A 15,947-nucleotide genomic window follows, 5' to 3' on the forward strand; every position below is an offset into this window, starting at 1 on the left:
CGTTCAGGAAAAGCCGGCGTGCTCGGCGCTCCGCGTCATTCCTGCATGCGGACCGGAACACCCGAATGCCGGCTTTATTCCGACGACGCGATGCGGGACGACTGTCACCGCTGCCGCCCGCCAATAACGAATTTGGCCGAAACCCCTGCGAAATCAGGGCGATTCGGAAACCGTGGGAATGGATTCGCTTTGCGGCGCCGACGCGGGCCGAAGCAGCGGCACCATCAGCGTGATGCCGGTGGCAACCAGAAACAGCATGAAATAGGAAGCGAAGTAACCGTCCGTCCGGTCGCGGAGATAGCCGAAGGCGAGCGGCCCCAATGCGGCCACCAGATAGCCGATGAAGAGCATGAACACGCTCCACGCGTTGGTCTCGGCGGGCGAATGGGTATGGTCAAGCGGCAAGGTCATCGCGAGCGTGAAGCACATGCCTTGTCCGATCGCGATCAGGACGATGCACGACGCCGGATAGGCGGTCGGCGCAAATGCCAGCCCGCCGATGCCTGCCGCCGTGATGGCCGACGCGAGGCCGAGCCAGCCGCGCCGATCGGTGGAGCGGCCGGCCTTCATGCCCATTCCGAAGCTGCTGAGCGCGAACACGCAGGTGAAGAGGCCCAATACCAGACCGGGCGACAGCGTCTCGATATGCAGTTCGACACTCGACGACGCGAGCCATGCAAAGCATGCGTACACGATGAACTGGCTCGCGCCGAAGTAAGCCGCGACCCGCCACGCCCGGATGTTGCCCCACGGAAGACCGACCGCCGCCGGCACTTGCGCAGGCTGCCGAGGTTGCGCTTCGGCGGCCTTCGCCTCCTGGAAGCGCCGGGCCAGCCGGCGCCAGCTCAGGATCGCGGTGATGCAAAGCACGCTCCACAATGCGACGGCCACGCGCCAGCCGCCGAAACTCAGCGCGATGTAACCCGACGCGCTCGCCGCGACCGTCGCGCCGACGCTGAGTCCCGCGCTGTAGATCCCCATGAAGAACGTCGCGTCGCGCGCGAAGTGCTTCTTCACCCAGCCGCCGATCAGCGAACCCGAAATCGCGATGCCGATTCCGGCAAAGACGGTGCACAGAAGCAGTACGCCGGCGGAGCCGGCCAGCGCGCGGGCGACCATCGCGACACACAGCAGGGCCAGCGCGGCCACGACCGCGTTGTCCGTACCCAATCTGCGCGCGACACCCGGCGCGGCGAGCGCGAAGACACCCATGCAGACGTCCGGAATCGCGGTCAGCAGGGACGCCTGCGTGTAGCTCAGGCCGAAGCTCTGCTGGATCGATTCGAGCACCGGCCCGATCGAAACGATGGGCGGGCGCAATGCAATCGAGAGTATCAACAGCGCGATGGCCGCGGCTGCCTTTCGGGTATCGGTGGAATCGGTGGAATCGGTGGAATCGGTGGAATCGGTGGAATCGGTGGAATCGGTGGATCGAGACATGACTGTTCCTGGCTTCACGGTGCGCGCGTTGCGGCGACATCGGAACGCGACGGCGATCGCGGCAGGCGATCGCCGTCGAAACCTGCTTGCTCAGCGCAGCGTGCGGAATGCGGCGCGCACTTCGCTTGCGAGCAGTTGCGGCTCTTCCCACGCGGCGAAATGACCGCCCTTGTCGACCTCGTTGAAGTAGATGAGGTTGTGGTAAGCCCGCTCGGTCCAGCTGCGCGGCGCCTGATAGATCTCGCCGGGGAAGATCGTCACGGCAGCCGGCATCGAAATGTCCACCGCGTTGAAGTTGTTGGAATGATCTTCCCAGTAGATCTGCGCGGCGGAGGTCGCGCTGTTCGTCAGCCAGTAGAGGGAGATATCGTCGAGGATTTCGTCGCGGGTGAGCGAACGTTCCGGCACGCCGCCGCTATAGGTCCATTGCGAGATCTTGTCGTACATCCACGCAGCCTGGCCGGCGGGCGAATCGGCCAACGCATAACCCACGGTTTGCGGACGCGTGACCATCATCGCGGAATAGCCGCAATTGTCCTTGTAGAAGACGTTGAGCGAATCGTATGCGGCCTTTTCCTTCGGCGACAGCCTGCCCGGCGCGGGTTCGCCGAGCGCGAGCAAGGTCGCGATGTCCGGCGGCACGGTGGCCGGCATGTTGACATGGATGCCGATCAGCCCTTTCACCTTCTGCATCGCCATGCGGTGCGAAATCACCGAACCGCAATCGCCGCCTTGCGATACGAAGCGCGTGTAGCCGAGTCGGGCCATCAGTTCGCCCCATGCACGGGCGATGTGATCCGAGCCCCAGCCGGTCGTTTTCGGCTGCCCGGAGAAGCCGAAGCCGGGCAGCGACGGAATCACGATGTCGAACGCGTCGTTCGCACTGGCGCCGTACGCGGTCGGATCGGTCAGCGGGCCGATGACCTTGATCAGCTCGAAAATCGAACCCGGCCATCCATGCGTCATGATCAACGGTAGCGCGTTCTGGTGGCGGGAACGCACGTGAATGAACTGGATGTCGAGGCCGTCGATCTCGGTCATGTACATCGGCAACGCGTTCAGCTTTGCCTCGCCTTTGCGCCAGTCGTAGTCGGAACCCCAATACTGGAGAAGCGCCTGCATTCTCGCGAGCCGCACGCCTTGCGATTCGTCGTTGACGGTCTCCTTGCCGGGCCAGCGCGTCGCCGCGATGCGGCGCCGCAGATCGACGAGGGCGGCCTCGGGCACGCTGGCCTTGAACGGACGAATGGCCGTGTTGCCGGTTGCGGCGAACACCGACCCGGGAATCAGCCCCATGGCACCGACGGCGGCGGTAGCGGCGGTAGCGGCAAGCACGTGGCGTCGACGGGGAGAAAACGGTGTGGATGACATGATGGGTATCCTGGCGCGAGAAGAAGGCCGCATGTCGCGATCGATACGCGACACGCGGGAGTGCCTGCCGGAAGCGCGCACCACGCCGGGCGTGCCGATCACGCAAACGGCGTCGTGCGCGGGTCCGGCAGCAGGCGAGTCAAACGACGGTGACGACGACGTCGATGTTGTTGCGCGTGGCCTTCGAATACGGGCAGGTCTGGTGCGCCGCGTCGACCAGCGCTTGCGCGACGGCGGTGTCGACGCCCGGCACGCTGACGTTCAGTCGTGCCTGCAGGAAGTAGGCACCGTCGTTCATGGCCAGATCGATCTCCGCATCGACATGCGTGTCGCGCGGCAGCGCAATCTTCAGCCGTTGCGCGGCCAGGCCCATCGCGCCGATGAAGCATGCCGACCAGCCTGCGGCCAGCAACTGCTCTGGATTCGTGCCGGGCGCGGCCGAACCGGGACCGGACAGCTTGACGTCCAGGCGGCCGTCCGAGCTGTGGGCCGCGCCATCGCGACCGCCGGTGGTGCGGGTCTTGCCGGTGTACAGGACTTTCGTTTCTTGGCTCATGATCGGTGTCGTATTGAACTGGGTGGGTGACAGTGGTGGTGAATGGCGATGCTTGAAACCGGCGTTGCGTCGGTAGCCGGGATTCAGCCGCCTCGATAGAGCTTGTCGAGCGCCGCGAGCTGGCCGTCTTTCTGTGCCCGCACCAGTTCCTCGCGCACTTCGGCACGCGTCTTCGTCTTCGGCGCGACCGACGCCCACTGGCGCGCTTGCTGTGCGCCCTGGACATTGGCGCTCGTGTCGACGGGGATGCCTGCGTAAGCAGAAGCAGCGGTTGCAACTGCGGCACAAGCCGCAAAAGCCAAAGCGATCGTCTTTGCTTGCATGTCGTTCTCCTGGAGCAATTCAAGGGTCGAGAATCCGTCCGGGCGCTCGGTGGCGGCTTCATCCTGCGATGTCTGCCCGAGTGCCTCGATCGGATCCAGTCGTTGAGATGCATTAAATCCAGGCCACGTATCCGGCATGTGTCTTGATAACGGGGCTATTGCAATGCCATGTATCTATTCCGGTCTCGTACACATTAAGAAACAAATCTGCCGTTCCGTTTTCGCTAACGCTCCAAAATGAAGATCGCTTTTCCGACAGAATGGCGCTCCAATGAAATGACGCTGCAATGGCGAGCCCGCTCATTTGCCTCGTTGCCACAGGAAGACCCAAGGAGAAATCACCGATGACCAGATACGCAATCGGAACGCTGGTGTTGATCGGCGTCATGGCCTCGGCCGGCGCGCGCGCTGAAACGATCAAGCCGATCAAGGCGTCGAAGTCCGAGCTGGCCGGTGCGATATTCGCTCGCGCCGATGTCGTGAAAAAAGACGAAAGTGGCGACCGGAGCGCCGACGTCGTGACGTTCACGTCGACCGATACGGCTTACCAGACCGGCGTCTATCGATCCGGGCCTTCGCGTGAAGAAATCAAGGGGCCGCAAGGATTGCCGTACAACGAGTTCCTGTACTTTCTGTCGGGCAGCGTAAAGCTGACGTCGTCGGACGGTTCGGTGATGGTCGTGAAGACCGGCGAAGCCGTCACGCTTCCCAAGGGATGGACGGGGCATTTCGACACGCCGGGCTATACCAAGCTCTACGTGACCTACAGCCCCGACGACGCCAAAAAGCAGTCCGACATATCGGGTCATCCGAAAATGGCGGAATAGCGATCCGTTCTCGCGTGTTCTGTGATGCAGACACCTCTTCCGCAGGAGCGAGACGATGCAGAACCAGCAACAGGAAATCGACAACGATCAATCGACCGTGCCGGCATTCGTCCGCGGGCTCGGCGGTACGGAACACCTGTTCTGGTTGCTCGATCAGAATCGGCCGACGCATTTCGCCATGGTCGCGGAGATCGATCGCCGTTTTCCGCCGACAGCATGGCATGCGGCTTTTCGCGCGCTCCAGCGGAGGCATCCGCTGTTGTCGACCTATATCGCCGCGGACGCGCAGATGAATTCCGGCTTCCATGGCACACCTGATGCCGTGGTGCCATTGCGCGTGATCGAGCAGAGCGGAACTTCGTGGCACGCGGAAGCGGCCCGCGAAATCGCGACGCGCTTCGACTGGTCGACAGCGCCGCTGTTGCGCGCGACCGTGCTGCAAGGCGACGGCGACTCGGCGCTGATCCTGGTCGCGCATCATTCCGTAGTCGACGGCATGGGCAGCGCGTATCTGATCGAAGATCTGCTGCGATTGCTGTCGGGCGAGTCGCTGGCGCCGTTGCCGCTGGTGCCGTCGCTGGAGGCCGTGCTCGACGCCGACCTGAACCGGACCGCCGTCTTGCCCGACGCACTGCCGGCGCCCGCGCCCAAGCCGTTTCGCCCGGACGCCGCGGACGTGCCGCGTGTCGACGCCGTCGAGCTTTCGGCTGAATCGACGCGCCGGCTCATCGCCCGCGCGCGTGTCGAGCAAACCACCGTGCACGGCGCCGTTGCCGCGGCCGTTCACGAAGCAGGCCGGCGTCTGTCGAGCGAATGGGCCGAGCGCGCGTTGCGCACCGTCACGCCGATCGACGTGCGCCATCTTGCCGATGAAATCGGCATCGCCAACGGCGCGTACATCACGCAGACCATCACGGTCGACGACTACCCGCGCGGTACCGATCTATGGACCGTCGCCCGCAAGATCAAACAGGATCTCGCACCTTTTCAAACGCGCGCGAGCGTCGCGGCGGAACTAAAAACGCTCGATGCCGCGATGTCCGCGCGGCCGAACGTTCAACACGCGGCCGGATTCCTGTCGGCCGTGCTGGCCTTCGACGTTCTGCTGTCGAATCTGGGCAATCAGCCCATTGCCGCCGCTTACGACAGCTTGTCGCTCAAAGCGCTATGGGGCCCGCTGGTGACTTCGGGCTTCGCCGACGACCAGGTCATCGGCGTGTGCACGATCGACGGCATACTGCGGCTCACGCACACGAGCCATGGCGCGATCCCCGGGCTGCTCGGCGAAGTCCGGGCGATTCTCGACGAAGCCGTGACGGCACCGTCACGCTGAAGACGAGGCCAAATGAAGATTTTTTCGCGTGAAAAGATCTTCACCCGTTGATCCGCACGGTTTGTCCGGCGAGTGGGGGGTGACTTTTCCCGTGCCTTCAGACGGCCACGAGCGAGGCTCTCTTCCGGTGTTCGACGATCGACAGCAGCAGCGCGGCCAGGCCACACGCGGCGATGAGCAGCAGCAGCGTCGTCTTGCCCATGCTGACCAGCACCAGTCCGCCGACAGCGGGGAATCCGAACACGCCGACGAAATAGGACGCCACGAACCAGGTCAGCACCGCGTGCCGGTGCCGCGCATCGGTACTGTTGACGGCTTGCGCCTGAACGATCGGATAGATGAGGCCATACCCGGTCCCGAGCAGCACGGCGCTGACCGAATGAAGCATCGTGTTGTGCGGCACGGCGAAGGTCACGGCGACGCTCAGTATCATGAAGCCGAGGAGGATCTGCGTGGTCGCGCTGACACGTAGCTGAATCACGATCGCACCGAGCAGCCAGCGCGTGACGACAACCGTTGCCGAATAGAGGCCGAAGAACGTGCCCGCCTTCACCCCCGTTTCCTGCGCCATCGACATCTGGAACGTCATCAGCCCCGAGAAGACGCTGGAGCCGAGCGCGATGATCGCGATCGGGTAGATCGCATGCGTACGGGCAATCGCACGCATCTCGCGCAACCACCGTTCCCGTGCCGGCGGCACGACGGGGAGCGGCGCAGGCGACAGGCGCCCGAAGCATTCCAGCATCAACGCAGCCATCGCGCACAATCCGCCGACGGTGCAGAACACCGCGCCCGTCGTCCAGTGCCAATTGCGAATCGCGAGCGCGGCGACTGCCGGCCCGCCCCCGACTCCGGCCATCTGAAACGAGCCGAACCGCAGGAACCAGCGCTCGCGCTCGGTATCGGTGGTCCGCTCCGCCAGCATCATCGGCGCCGCAAGGTAGAACCCGCCCCAACCGACGCCGACCAGCAATCCCGGCACGACGCTCAACGAGCCGGTGCGCCCGATCACGGCAAAGCCGGCGACGCCCGCACCGACGACCAGCGCAGCCAGCGCGGTCGTCCGCGCCGCCCCGATTCCGTGCGCAAGCCACGCGACCAGCGGCAGGCCGATCAGCGTACCGACCATGGCTTCGGCCAGTGCCGCCCCCGTATCGACGTCGTTGCCTCCTGCCGAACGAAAATGCATCGACAGAAGAAATGTCGCGCCGTATCCGCATGCAGTCAGCAGCGCGCCGAGTAGCCCGAACGACGCGACGCGCGGGGACATCGTGCGTGGATAGGCCATCATGGCTCCTCTTGTTCAAAAATCCGGCCCATTCGAGCTGCCAGCGCCGCAGCGACGCGTCGGCGTGGCGTTACGCGCGGCCGCGCGCGTCGAGTTCGACTGGCCGCCCGCATGAGCACATACCCATCGATTCGTGCCCATCGCGACAAGGTCGGCGGCCGGTCGCAATATGATCCACACAATCTGCCGCCGGGGAAACGAACCGTTCCGATGATGCACCGCATACGTTCGTATGTTCAATCCCGCACGGCAACCACTGCGCGATGGCGACCACACGGCTCCGTCGCTTGGCATCGCTCGTCAGAAAGCGGCGATTCCGTAGCCGGGCACATCGACATCGTGCGCACGGTCGTCATGCGCGCTTCGTCGGCGAAGTCCCGGCCGGCGCCACGAAGAAAGACCTCGCTGATGGCGAGGAACGCCTGGATCCGTTCACTTATCGACATTTGCCTTCATCCTCGAGCGGTATGGGGTTTCCCGGGCAACGCGCCGGAGCGCCGCCGCGAAACGGAACTGCGAGCGCACGCCGCGTCGCAGTGAAGACACGGTATCGAAATCGAATGCGCAAGACTACTCGTACGAAGGGATGATCGGGACCATCGATGGTTTGGCCCCCGGACCATATCGAGGGTGACGCAGTGAGCCAAGCAGTGGCGGCAAGACTGATACGGCACCCCCCGATTTTGTATCGCACCGTATCAAGAGCCGCTCCCGAAACATCAGCATGCACGAATCCCGGGTAGCGGAAACATGGCGGATACGTTGGCGAGTTCTACTGCCGACATGCGGAAGACATGCGACATACGACGCTGATTCGGATGTCCGACGGTCGATCCGATCACTTGACTTCAGGAGCGCTCACATGAAAGCCACTCGAATCCTTGCTGCCGCGGTGCTTGCCGTCGTTCCCCTCGTGTCTTTCGCCGATGCCGGGCCCAGCCTCACGCGCGCCGCCGTGCGCGCCGATCTCGTGCGACTCGAACAGGCCGGCTACAACCCGGCTCGCAGCGAACCGCGCTATCCGGACGACATCGCCACCGCGCTGCAGATCGCACGCTCGGACCAGAACAGCCCGTCGAAATCCCAAGGCGACAATACCGCCGATGCGACTTCGCCCGACCGGCATCGCGACACGACGCACGCGCGCACGGCATGACGGCCCGGCGCCTCCAGCGAGGCTATTGCACGCCTGCTGGATTCCTTTCCGCTGTCGCCGCTTGCACGCGGCGCAGTGGCAAGCGCGGGACTTCACGTCGGCCCGGGCATTAGGCGATGAACATACGAATGTATGTGGATCGTGATTCGCACGAGTCTTCGGCGTAACTTGACGGTTACTGCGAGCCGATGCAGGAAGCGCCTCTTTTTGCAAGCCACTGGATCGACCATGAAAATATTCGTCACCTTCGACAGCGCCGGGGTGAAACTCGCCGGCCACCTCTATCTTCAGCCTGCCGAAGCCGGGATTTTGCGTCCCGCAATCGTCGTCGGCCATCCTGGCGTCGGCGTCAAGGAACAGGCTGCAGGCTTGTACGCGCGGCGTCTGGCCCAGCAAGGGTTTATCGCGCTTGCTTTCGACGCCGCACACCAGGGCGAGAGCGGGGGCGAGCCGCGCGGACTCGAAGATCCCGCCCACCGCGTCGAGGACTTCAAGGCCGCCGTCTCATTCCTCACGACACGCGACGACGTCGATCCGAGCCGCATCGGTGCGCTGGGCATCTGCGCATCTGGCGGCTATGTCGTTCCCGCCGCCGCCACCGACCATCGCATCAAGGCCGTGGCGACGGTCAGCGCCGCGGACATCAATCTGCAGTTTCGCTTCGGCGCGGATGGTCGGCAGGATCCCGCGATCTTCCAGCGCATGCTCGATGCCGCCGCAGCGGCGCGCACTGCCGAGGTCAACGGCGAAGGCGTGGGTGGGTTTCCGATTTTCCCGGCTGAAGAGCCGGCACGTACGGGCAACCTGCATCTGTTCGAAGGCTGGGAGTACTACTGCTCGCCGCGCGCGCATCACCCGCGCTCGGCCAGGTTCTTCACCTGGAACAGTGTGGATCGCATCGCACACTTCGACGCATTCCGGTTCATCGACCTGATCGCACCGCGTCCGTTGCTGATGATCGTCGGCACCGAGGCCGTGACGTCGTGGATGTCGACGGACGCCTTCGCCAATGCGCAGGAACCCAAGGAACTGTTCTGGGTTGAAGGCGCCACCCATGTCGCCCTGTACGACAAGGCGCCGTACGTCGATGCCGCCGTATCGAAGCTCGGCGATTTCTTCGGTGCGAAGCTGGGTGCGCCAGCAACGGCCTCTGCCTAGGGCCCGTTCACGCTGATAACAGGCTTGCGCACGGGGCGCAACGCGAGACCTGCCAGCGCCCCAACGATACACAGCACGCCTACATAAATTTCCGGCGCCTGCGGATTCGATTTCAGCATCACCGAGACGAACACCGGCGTAAGACCGCCGAACACGGCATACGCGACGTTGTACGAAAACGAGATGCCCGAAAAACGCACGATCGGCGGAAACGCGTTGACCATCGCAACCGGAATCGCCGCAACCGCACCGACGAAGAAGCCGGATACCGCGTAGAGCGGCAGCAGCGACGACGGATTCGTGGAGAGTTGCGTGACCATCAGAAAATACGATGCGCCGAGCAGCAGGCAGCCAAAGAAGATCGTGCGACCGGCGCCGATCCGCCCCGCCACCGAACCGGCGATCACGCATCCGATCGTCAGGCAGAGCGTGGCCGCCGAATTCGCCTGTAGCGCGAGCGCGGGCGCGATATGAAAGCGTTTTGCCACGAGCGTCGGCGTCATCAGGATCACGACGACAATCGCCGCGGTCAGCGTCCACGTCAGTATCATCGAGACGAGCACTGCCCGGCGGTGATCGCGCAGCACGGCTTTCAACGGCACTTCGCCGGCCAGCAAACGGCTCTGCTTCATTTCGATGAAGACGGGCGTTTCATTGAGCCAGCGCCGCAGAAACGCGGACAAGATCCCGAACAGGCCACCGATGACAAAAGGCATCCGCCACGCATAGGCACTGATTGCAGCGGGCGAATAATGATGGTTGATCGCCGATGCGATCAGCGAGCCGAGCAGGATGCCGAACGTAAGACCGCCCGTCAGCAGACCGCAGGCATAGCCGACATGACGCGACGGCACATGTTCGGAGACGAATACCCAGGCCCCGGGCACCTCGCCGCCCACCGCGGCGCCTTGCAACACCCGGCACAGCAGGAGCAGGACGGGTGCCGCCACCCCAAGTGACTCATAGGTCGGCAACAGCCCCATCATCAGCGTGGGCAAGGCCATCAGCATCACGCTCATCGTGAACATGCGCTTGCGGCCGACGAGATCGCCGAAGTGCGCCATGACCACGCCTCCGAGCGGCCGCGCGAGATAGCCTGCCGCGAACACGCCGAATGTCTGCACCTGGCGCAGCCAGTCCGGAATCGACTGCGGGAAGAACAGATGACCGATCACCGCCGCAAAAAACACATAAATCACGAAATCGTAAAACTCCAGTGCCCCGCCTAGCGCGGCGAGTACCAGCGTTCGGTGATCACTGCCTGCCAGCGGACGATGCGGTACAACCGGAATCCGAGGCGAGTCCATGGAATTCATCTGGAAGAGGTCTGGTTCAGTGGCGGCGCGCCAACCCGATGACGTGCTACTTGTTCACAACACCTGACCGGTTCATGTCATTCCATGGCGCGCCGATTTATCGACGCGGCCGACGTTGCGCATCGATGAAGACGGGCCTCTTCGGCCGCCATCATCTCCCCATGCCGTCATGCGACGGCGAGCGGCAACGTCACTCTCGCTTCGAGGCCTCCGGTACTGCGATTGTTCAACTGCAATTCCCCTTGCATCGCCTGCGTCAGACGGCGCGCGATCGCCAGCCCCAACCCCGATCCCGACGCGCGCGCCGCTGTCTGCGGCGCACGATACCAGGGCGCGAACACCGCCTCCAGCTCCGCCGGCAAAATGCCGGGCCCCGAATCCACCACGCTGAGCATCACACGTCTTGCCTCGACCCGGACACACAGGCGGACGTCGCCGCCGTAACGCAGCGCATTGTCGATCAGATTGACGAGCACGCGACGCAGCGCGTGCGGGCAAGTGACCAGCGGACGGCCCACCCGCCCGTCGAGGCCGACGGTCAGGCCCGCGTCGCGATAGTTGCCGACCAGCGCGCCGAGCAACTCGTCCGCGTCGACGCGCCGCGGCGGCTCCGCCACGCTGCATTGAAGTCGTGCGCAGGCAAGGCTCGCTTCGACCAGTTCCCCCATCTCGGCAAGGTCGCGCTCCATCGCGTCACGCAACGCGCCATCGTCCAGCATCCCGCTACGCAGCATCATCCGCGTCAATGGCGTGCGCAGATCATGCGCGTACGCGGCCAGCACATGCAGCAATTCCGTCACGCGTTCCGCTTGCTGGCGATGCGCGTCGTTGATCGCGCGCGTCAGCCTTGCGATCGAGGGGCCGCCGCGCTCGACCAGTGCATCGGGCAGCGCCTCGACGCCATGATTCTCGATTGCCGCGGCGAGCTGCCGGATTCTCGTGTCCAGCCTCCGCGTGCGCAGCCACAGCACCGCTGCCAGCGCAAACAGGATACCGGCCGCACTTGCAAGCAGCAGACTGCCGCCGGCCACGGGAGGCAACGCGTTCGGCAGCATGGCACGAGCGTCATGCATGCGCTCCGCGACGAGCAGCACGCCGGCCGCGACGACAAGACGGACGGGCCACACGATGAACTCGCGCACATACGGGAACCCTACGCGGGCGACGTTGCGGATGCGACGCGCAATGCGGAACTCGGACAAGGCCCCGCACGATAAGGTAGGAAGGTTCGCCATCTTCGTTCTCCTGTCGCCGCCACGGCGGACGGTACAGGAACGATGAGAACACGCAGGTGGGGGCTCGCACCATCAAACAAGCGGCCATCCACCCCCTACGAAGGTTTAGGTCGGCGCGGCGGCAAACCGCGGCGGGTCAGCCGTAGCCGAGCGCGCGGGCGAGCCACGTCTGAAGCTCCTGCGCGTCGATCGGCTTCTCGAGCAGACACAGCGCGGCGCTGGCCCGCACGCGCTCGCGCTCGCGGGCAGTGGCGAATGCCGTGACGAACACGGTCGGAATGGTCAGGCCGCGGGCTTCGATCCGGGCCAGCACCTCGAGGCCGTCCATCTCCGGCATCTGGATGTCGCAGATCAGGCAGCCTGTTCGCGACGCCACGTCCGAAGCCAGGAACGCCGGGCCGGACGCAAACTCGTGCGCCTCCCCGCCGAGCGAACGCACGAAGCTTCTCGCGGCGGCGCGCACGAACGGGTCGTCGTCGACAATCGATACGAGATCGGTGGCTGAGAGTGAAAAAGGCATCCCTGCTTATGGCGAGTGAGCTGACCGGACCGTCCCGACTACGGCTGCCCGAGTTGCCAGCATACCGCCACGCCGCCGCACCGTCACCATATCTACGTATGGGGTAGGTTTTCCCTCGATAACGGTGCCGCCGCTAACATGAGGGCTGCCCGATGCCGAGCGCACTCATCTTGCGCACCAGTTCCGCGACCGAGCGACACTTCATCTTGCGCATCGCCTGACCGCGATGGATCTTGGCCGTGATCTCGGCAATGCCCATGTTCGCCGCGACCTGCTTGTTCATCAAGCCCGCCGCGACGTGTTGCAGCACCTCGCATTCTCGCGGCGTCAGCGATTCCCAACATGCGCGCAGATCGAGCAGCGAGTGATCGGCCTCCAGTCGTTTCGCATCGCGATCGAGCGCCGCGATCACCGCATCGATCATTTCCTGATCGTGAAACGGCTTCGTCAGGAAATCCATCGCACCGGCTTTCATTGCTTTCACCGTCATCGCGATATCACCGTGCGCCGAGATGAAGATGATCGGCATCTGCGGACCGCCGTTCTCGACCAGCGACTTCTGGAATGCAATCCCGCTCTGCCCGCGCAGCCTGACGTCGAGCACGAGGCACGACGGTCCGGCGCCCTTCGGCGCCGCGAGAAATGCTTCGGTCGACGCAAATGCGCGAACGTCCAGGTCAATCGATCGCAGCAGGCTGATCAGCGCGGCACGAATGAACTCGTCGTCGTCGACGACGTAGACGACACGACCGTTCCGATCCGCAGATGAAGGATCCGAATAAGGCATTCTGGTTTCGGGCATCGAAGTATTCACTGGTGAATTTGCAGGGATGGCCGCGTGGCGGCTCAAAGACATCTCGAAGAACCGGTCGGTCCGCCGCGCCGCGCGCCGGCGGACGACCCGGTCATGGATCGGCCCGCGGCAGCATGATGATTGCGCGCGTACCGGTGCCGTCGCGGGTCGACAACGTCAACGTCCCGCCGTGTGCATCGACGATGGAATGCGAGATGGCGAGGCCCATGCCCATCCCGTTCTCCTTGGTCGTAAAGAGCGGTTCGAGCAGCCGGTCTGCAATATCCGGCGCAATACCGCTGCCGAGATCCTCTACAGTCACGCGTGCGCTGTCAACGCCGTCCGCTTCGCAAGCAAGCGACAGGCAACGCACCGTCGCGAGCCCCGCCATCGCTTCAGCACCGTTCGTGAGCAGATTGATCACGACCTGCTGGAGCTGGATCCGGTCGCCATGAACATAGACGGGGCTGTCCTGGACGCGCAGATCCAACACGACATCGAGCGCGTCGAGTTGCCGCGCGACGAGCACCGCTGCCTCTTGGACGGCCTCGTTGAGATCGACCGTCGCGAACTGCGGCTCGGCCTTGCACGCCTTTGCGCGCAAGGCCTGGATGATGCTCTTGGCTCGCGCCGCCCCCCGGTTGATATGCACGAGCATTTCCCGCGCCTCGCCCACGTCCGGCGGCTCCCGGCTCAGCCAACGCAATGCCGCGCTCGCCGACGTATCGACGGCGGCAATCGGCTGCGAGACTTCATGAACGATCGACGCGACGAGCTCGCCCATCGCTTCCAGGCGGCTGGCGCGCTCGAGGCTGGCAAGTGCGGCCCGCAGCTGTTCCTCGGCATGTGCGCGCTGACGGTTCTGCTCGACCAGTTCCTCGTAGAGCCGTGCATTCTCGAGCGCGAACGCGGCCTGCGACGCGATCACTTCCACCAGGGCTGCGTTGGCCGCGGTAAACATTCGCGCCGCCAGATTGTTTTCCAGGTACAGAACACCGACGAGCGTCGCATAACGCATCAGCGGCACGCACATCACCGACCGGGGGCGCTTGCGCCGAACGTACGCATCCTGTGCGTGGGCCGGCGATTCGGACGCATCGTCGAGCACCGCGCCCTCCTGCGTACGCGCCACCGCCTGCACGAGAGACACGGGCAGCACGTCCGCCGTGAAAGGCTCGGCCGCCTGCGTCACGACGATCGTACCGTCGACCACGTCCGCGCGCGCCGGCACATGCCATGCACCCTCGCGCAGCACCGCGAGCGCGCCGTATTCGGCCCCGGCACTTTCGAGCGTCGTGCGCAACAGCGTCTCCACGAGGCGCGCCGGGACGATGTCGCTCGCCAGCGCATTCGAGATGCGCAGCACCGCCCGGACGTCCAGTTCGTGCAAACGATTCCCGGTGAGAATGCCCGCCCCATCGAAACCCCCGGCATGCGCGGCCTGCCGTTGCCGCACCTCGGCCAGCGCCTCCGAGCGCTGCCCGGCGCCCCGCACATCGGGTAAACGGGCTTGAGCAGCAGTCTCATCGCGGCGACGGCGCCGTTCGCATCGCCGCAGATCGGCGACGAGCGCCGCGGCGGTGCCGTAGCGTTGCTCCGGGGCTTTTTCGAGCAGCTTCATGACGATCCGCGAGATCTGCTCGGGTACGTGCCCGGCACGCTCGTGAGGCGCCCGCGCCGAATGCATGGCGTGCGCATGCACGAGTGCGGCGGCATCGATCGCGTCAAACGGCGGCACCCCGACCAGTCGCTCGTAGAGAATGCACCCGAGCGAGTAGAGGTCGGCCCGAGCGTCGACACTTGTGTTCATGCCTGCGCCGAGTTCGGGCGCCATGTAGACGAAATTCGCGACGTTCCAATCGAGCTCGGCGTCGCGCAACGGGTAGATCGCACCGGGGCAGACGGCATGGCCGAAGCCCGTCAGGAACGCACGGCCGTCGTCATCCACCAGGAAGCGATGCGGCGCAAGTGCGCGATGCACGACCCCGGCCGCATGCATTGCGCCCACCGTCGTCGCAAGCGCAATCGCGAGCCGCAGGAACGCGGCCGGCCCTTCCTGCGGTGCACCGGCAACGGACAGCGGCTCCCCACCCGGATCGGCCAGGACGAGCACGGCTCCGCCGCCGTGCGACACGATTGCTTGCGGAACCGCGGACCAGCCATCGCGCAGCACCGCGCGCAACGCATATTCGCGTTGCATCGCCGCGGCGACCGACGGTGCCGCCGCACCGTGTCCGGTGATCAGGACGGACGGCGCATTGTCGTCGATCGCACGTTGCAGCCGTGGCGGCCCTGGGCAAAGCTCAATCAAGCGTCGTGTCGAAAGTTCGATCATGCGGATGCAGTAAGGAAACGGTGGCAGGCATGAACCCGGACGCCGCTGGCACGGCGGCGCGGTACGCGACATGTCGGTACCTGTGCGCCGGCTCGGAGCGGGATACCCGGCCGCATCCGTTCGGCCGGACACGCAGCCGCGGCGCATGCCATGGCCGGTTCCCCAACGTCGACTCCACTCGGTCGTTGCCGCCCCCCACCGATCGCAACGACCTTCTGCCGGCACCACTGAAAACACGTGAGCCGCCCGATTATTCCAGCCCGAATTCGCCAACGCAACAACGGGCCCCGGTTCGG

14 protein-coding genes are annotated in these 15,947 nt (G+C 64.7%); 4 read left to right on the forward strand and 10 right to left on the reverse strand.

Annotation, left to right across the window (positions count from 1 at the left end):
* Positions 1 to 153: 153 nt before the first annotated feature.
* The 4 genes from CFB46_RS31505 to CFB46_RS36675 all read right to left on the reverse strand — a co-directional run bounded on the left by CFB46_RS31505 (position 154) and on the right by CFB46_RS36675 (position 3,828).
* Positions 154 to 1,440 (reverse strand): MFS transporter, encoded by a 1,287-nt coding sequence (locus CFB46_RS31505; protein WP_089502441.1) that lies wholly within the window; start codon positions 1,438 to 1,440, stop codon positions 154 to 156.
* 90 nt (positions 1,441 to 1,530) lie between these two features.
* The gene (locus CFB46_RS31510; protein WP_027786167.1) at positions 1,531 to 2,811 is read right to left on the reverse strand and encodes an epoxide hydrolase family protein; all 1,281 of its coding nucleotides are present in this window, start codon (positions 2,809 to 2,811) and stop codon (positions 1,531 to 1,533) included.
* A gap of 139 nt (positions 2,812 to 2,950) precedes the next feature.
* Positions 2,951 to 3,367: an organic hydroperoxide resistance protein gene (locus tag CFB46_RS31515; RefSeq protein WP_027786168.1), complete on the reverse strand. Its 417-nt coding sequence runs from the start codon at positions 3,365 to 3,367 to the stop codon at positions 2,951 to 2,953.
* An 83-nt stretch (positions 3,368 to 3,450) separates the two neighbouring features.
* A complete protein-coding gene (locus tag CFB46_RS36675) occupies positions 3,451 to 3,828 on the reverse strand; it encodes a DUF4148 domain-containing protein (protein WP_227789565.1) in 378 nt (125 codons plus the stop codon).
* A 206-nt stretch (positions 3,829 to 4,034) separates the two neighbouring features.
* Here CFB46_RS36675 and CFB46_RS31525 point away from each other — a divergent pair, with 206 nt between their 5' ends.
* Both CFB46_RS31525 and CFB46_RS31530 read left to right on the forward strand, forming a co-directional pair.
* The gene (locus CFB46_RS31525) at positions 4,035 to 4,517 is read left to right on the forward strand and encodes a cupin domain-containing protein (RefSeq protein ID WP_027786170.1); all 483 of its coding nucleotides are present in this window, start codon (positions 4,035 to 4,037) and stop codon (positions 4,515 to 4,517) included.
* A gap of 55 nt (positions 4,518 to 4,572) precedes the next feature.
* Entirely contained in the window at positions 4,573 to 5,850 is a 1,278-nt protein-coding gene (locus CFB46_RS31530; protein ID WP_027786171.1) for a phthiocerol/phthiodiolone dimycocerosyl transferase family protein, read from the forward strand.
* 97 nt (positions 5,851 to 5,947) lie between these two features.
* On the opposite strand, the gene CFB46_RS31535 is transcribed toward CFB46_RS31530, so the two are convergent.
* Positions 5,948 to 7,141 (reverse strand): MFS transporter, encoded by a 1,194-nt coding sequence (locus tag CFB46_RS31535; protein WP_080681405.1) that lies wholly within the window; start codon positions 7,139 to 7,141, stop codon positions 5,948 to 5,950.
* 859 nt (positions 7,142 to 8,000) lie between these two features.
* Between CFB46_RS31535 and CFB46_RS31540 the strand changes: the two genes are divergently transcribed.
* Positions 8,001 to 8,294 carry a DUF4148 domain-containing protein gene (locus tag CFB46_RS31540; protein WP_027786173.1) on the forward strand — a complete coding sequence of 98 codons (294 nt, stop codon included), beginning with the start codon at positions 8,001 to 8,003 and terminating at the stop codon, positions 8,292 to 8,294.
* Positions 8,295 to 8,522: 228 nt separating this feature from the next.
* Positions 8,523 to 9,452: an alpha/beta hydrolase gene (locus CFB46_RS31545; RefSeq protein ID WP_089502442.1), complete on the forward strand. Its 930-nt coding sequence runs from the start codon at positions 8,523 to 8,525 to the stop codon at positions 9,450 to 9,452.
* Here the strand turns inward: CFB46_RS31545 and CFB46_RS31550 are convergent.
* The 5 genes from CFB46_RS31550 to CFB46_RS31570 all read right to left on the reverse strand — a co-directional run bounded on the left by CFB46_RS31550 (position 9,449) and on the right by CFB46_RS31570 (position 15,798).
* Positions 9,449 to 10,768, reverse strand: coding sequence for an MFS transporter (locus CFB46_RS31550; RefSeq protein ID WP_027786175.1), 1,320 nt, complete (start codon positions 10,766 to 10,768; stop codon positions 9,449 to 9,451). The genes CFB46_RS31545 and CFB46_RS31550 overlap by 4 nt on opposite strands.
* Before the next feature lie 167 nt (positions 10,769 to 10,935).
* Positions 10,936 to 12,003 (reverse strand): ATP-binding protein, encoded by a 1,068-nt coding sequence (locus CFB46_RS31555; RefSeq protein ID WP_051421432.1) that lies wholly within the window; start codon positions 12,001 to 12,003, stop codon positions 10,936 to 10,938.
* A gap of 136 nt (positions 12,004 to 12,139) precedes the next feature.
* Complete coding sequence (locus CFB46_RS31560; RefSeq protein WP_027786176.1) at positions 12,140 to 12,523, reverse strand: response regulator transcription factor; 384 nt, start codon at positions 12,521 to 12,523, stop codon at positions 12,140 to 12,142.
* A 133-nt stretch (positions 12,524 to 12,656) separates the two neighbouring features.
* A complete protein-coding gene (locus tag CFB46_RS31565) occupies positions 12,657 to 13,325 on the reverse strand; it encodes a response regulator transcription factor (RefSeq protein WP_027786177.1) in 669 nt (222 codons plus the stop codon).
* Between the two features lie 103 nt (positions 13,326 to 13,428).
* Positions 13,429 to 15,798: an ATP-binding protein gene (locus tag CFB46_RS31570; RefSeq protein ID WP_373558215.1), complete on the reverse strand. Its 2,370-nt coding sequence runs from the start codon at positions 15,796 to 15,798 to the stop codon at positions 13,429 to 13,431.
* Positions 15,799 to 15,947: the final 149 nt, after the last annotated feature.

Source organism: Burkholderia sp. HI2761, assembly GCF_002223355.1.
Taxonomy (GTDB): Bacteria; Pseudomonadota; Gammaproteobacteria; order Burkholderiales; family Burkholderiaceae; genus Burkholderia.

Excerpts from the sequence above, each read along its gene's own strand:
- CFB46_RS31505 (WP_089502441.1), bottom strand. The coding sequence starts at position 1,440 with ATGTCTCGATCCACCGATTCCACCGATTCCACCGATTCCACCGATTCC.
- CFB46_RS31510 (WP_027786167.1), bottom strand. The coding sequence starts at position 2,811 with ATGTCATCCACACCGTTTTCTCCCCGTCGACGCCACGTGCTTGCCGCT.
- CFB46_RS31515 (WP_027786168.1), bottom strand. The coding sequence starts at position 3,367 with ATGAGCCAAGAAACGAAAGTCCTGTACACCGGCAAGACCCGCACCACC.
- CFB46_RS36675 (WP_227789565.1), bottom strand. The coding sequence starts at position 3,828 with ATGCCGGATACGTGGCCTGGATTTAATGCATCTCAACGACTGGATCCG.
- CFB46_RS31525 (WP_027786170.1), top strand. The coding sequence starts at position 4,035 with ATGACCAGATACGCAATCGGAACGCTGGTGTTGATCGGCGTCATGGCC.
- CFB46_RS31530 (WP_027786171.1), top strand. The coding sequence starts at position 4,573 with ATGCAGAACCAGCAACAGGAAATCGACAACGATCAATCGACCGTGCCG.
- CFB46_RS31535 (WP_080681405.1), bottom strand. The coding sequence starts at position 7,141 with ATGATGGCCTATCCACGCACGATGTCCCCGCGCGTCGCGTCGTTCGGG.
- CFB46_RS31540 (WP_027786173.1), top strand. The coding sequence starts at position 8,001 with ATGAAAGCCACTCGAATCCTTGCTGCCGCGGTGCTTGCCGTCGTTCCC.
- CFB46_RS31545 (WP_089502442.1), top strand. The coding sequence starts at position 8,523 with ATGAAAATATTCGTCACCTTCGACAGCGCCGGGGTGAAACTCGCCGGC.
- CFB46_RS31550 (WP_027786175.1), bottom strand. The coding sequence starts at position 10,768 with ATGAATTCCATGGACTCGCCTCGGATTCCGGTTGTACCGCATCGTCCG.
- CFB46_RS31555 (WP_051421432.1), bottom strand. The coding sequence starts at position 12,003 with ATGGCGAACCTTCCTACCTTATCGTGCGGGGCCTTGTCCGAGTTCCGC.
- CFB46_RS31560 (WP_027786176.1), bottom strand. The coding sequence starts at position 12,523 with ATGCCTTTTTCACTCTCAGCCACCGATCTCGTATCGATTGTCGACGAC.
- CFB46_RS31565 (WP_027786177.1), bottom strand. The coding sequence starts at position 13,325 with ATGCCCGAAACCAGAATGCCTTATTCGGATCCTTCATCTGCGGATCGG.
- CFB46_RS31570 (WP_373558215.1), bottom strand. The coding sequence starts at position 15,798 with ATGCGCCGCGGCTGCGTGTCCGGCCGAACGGATGCGGCCGGGTATCCC.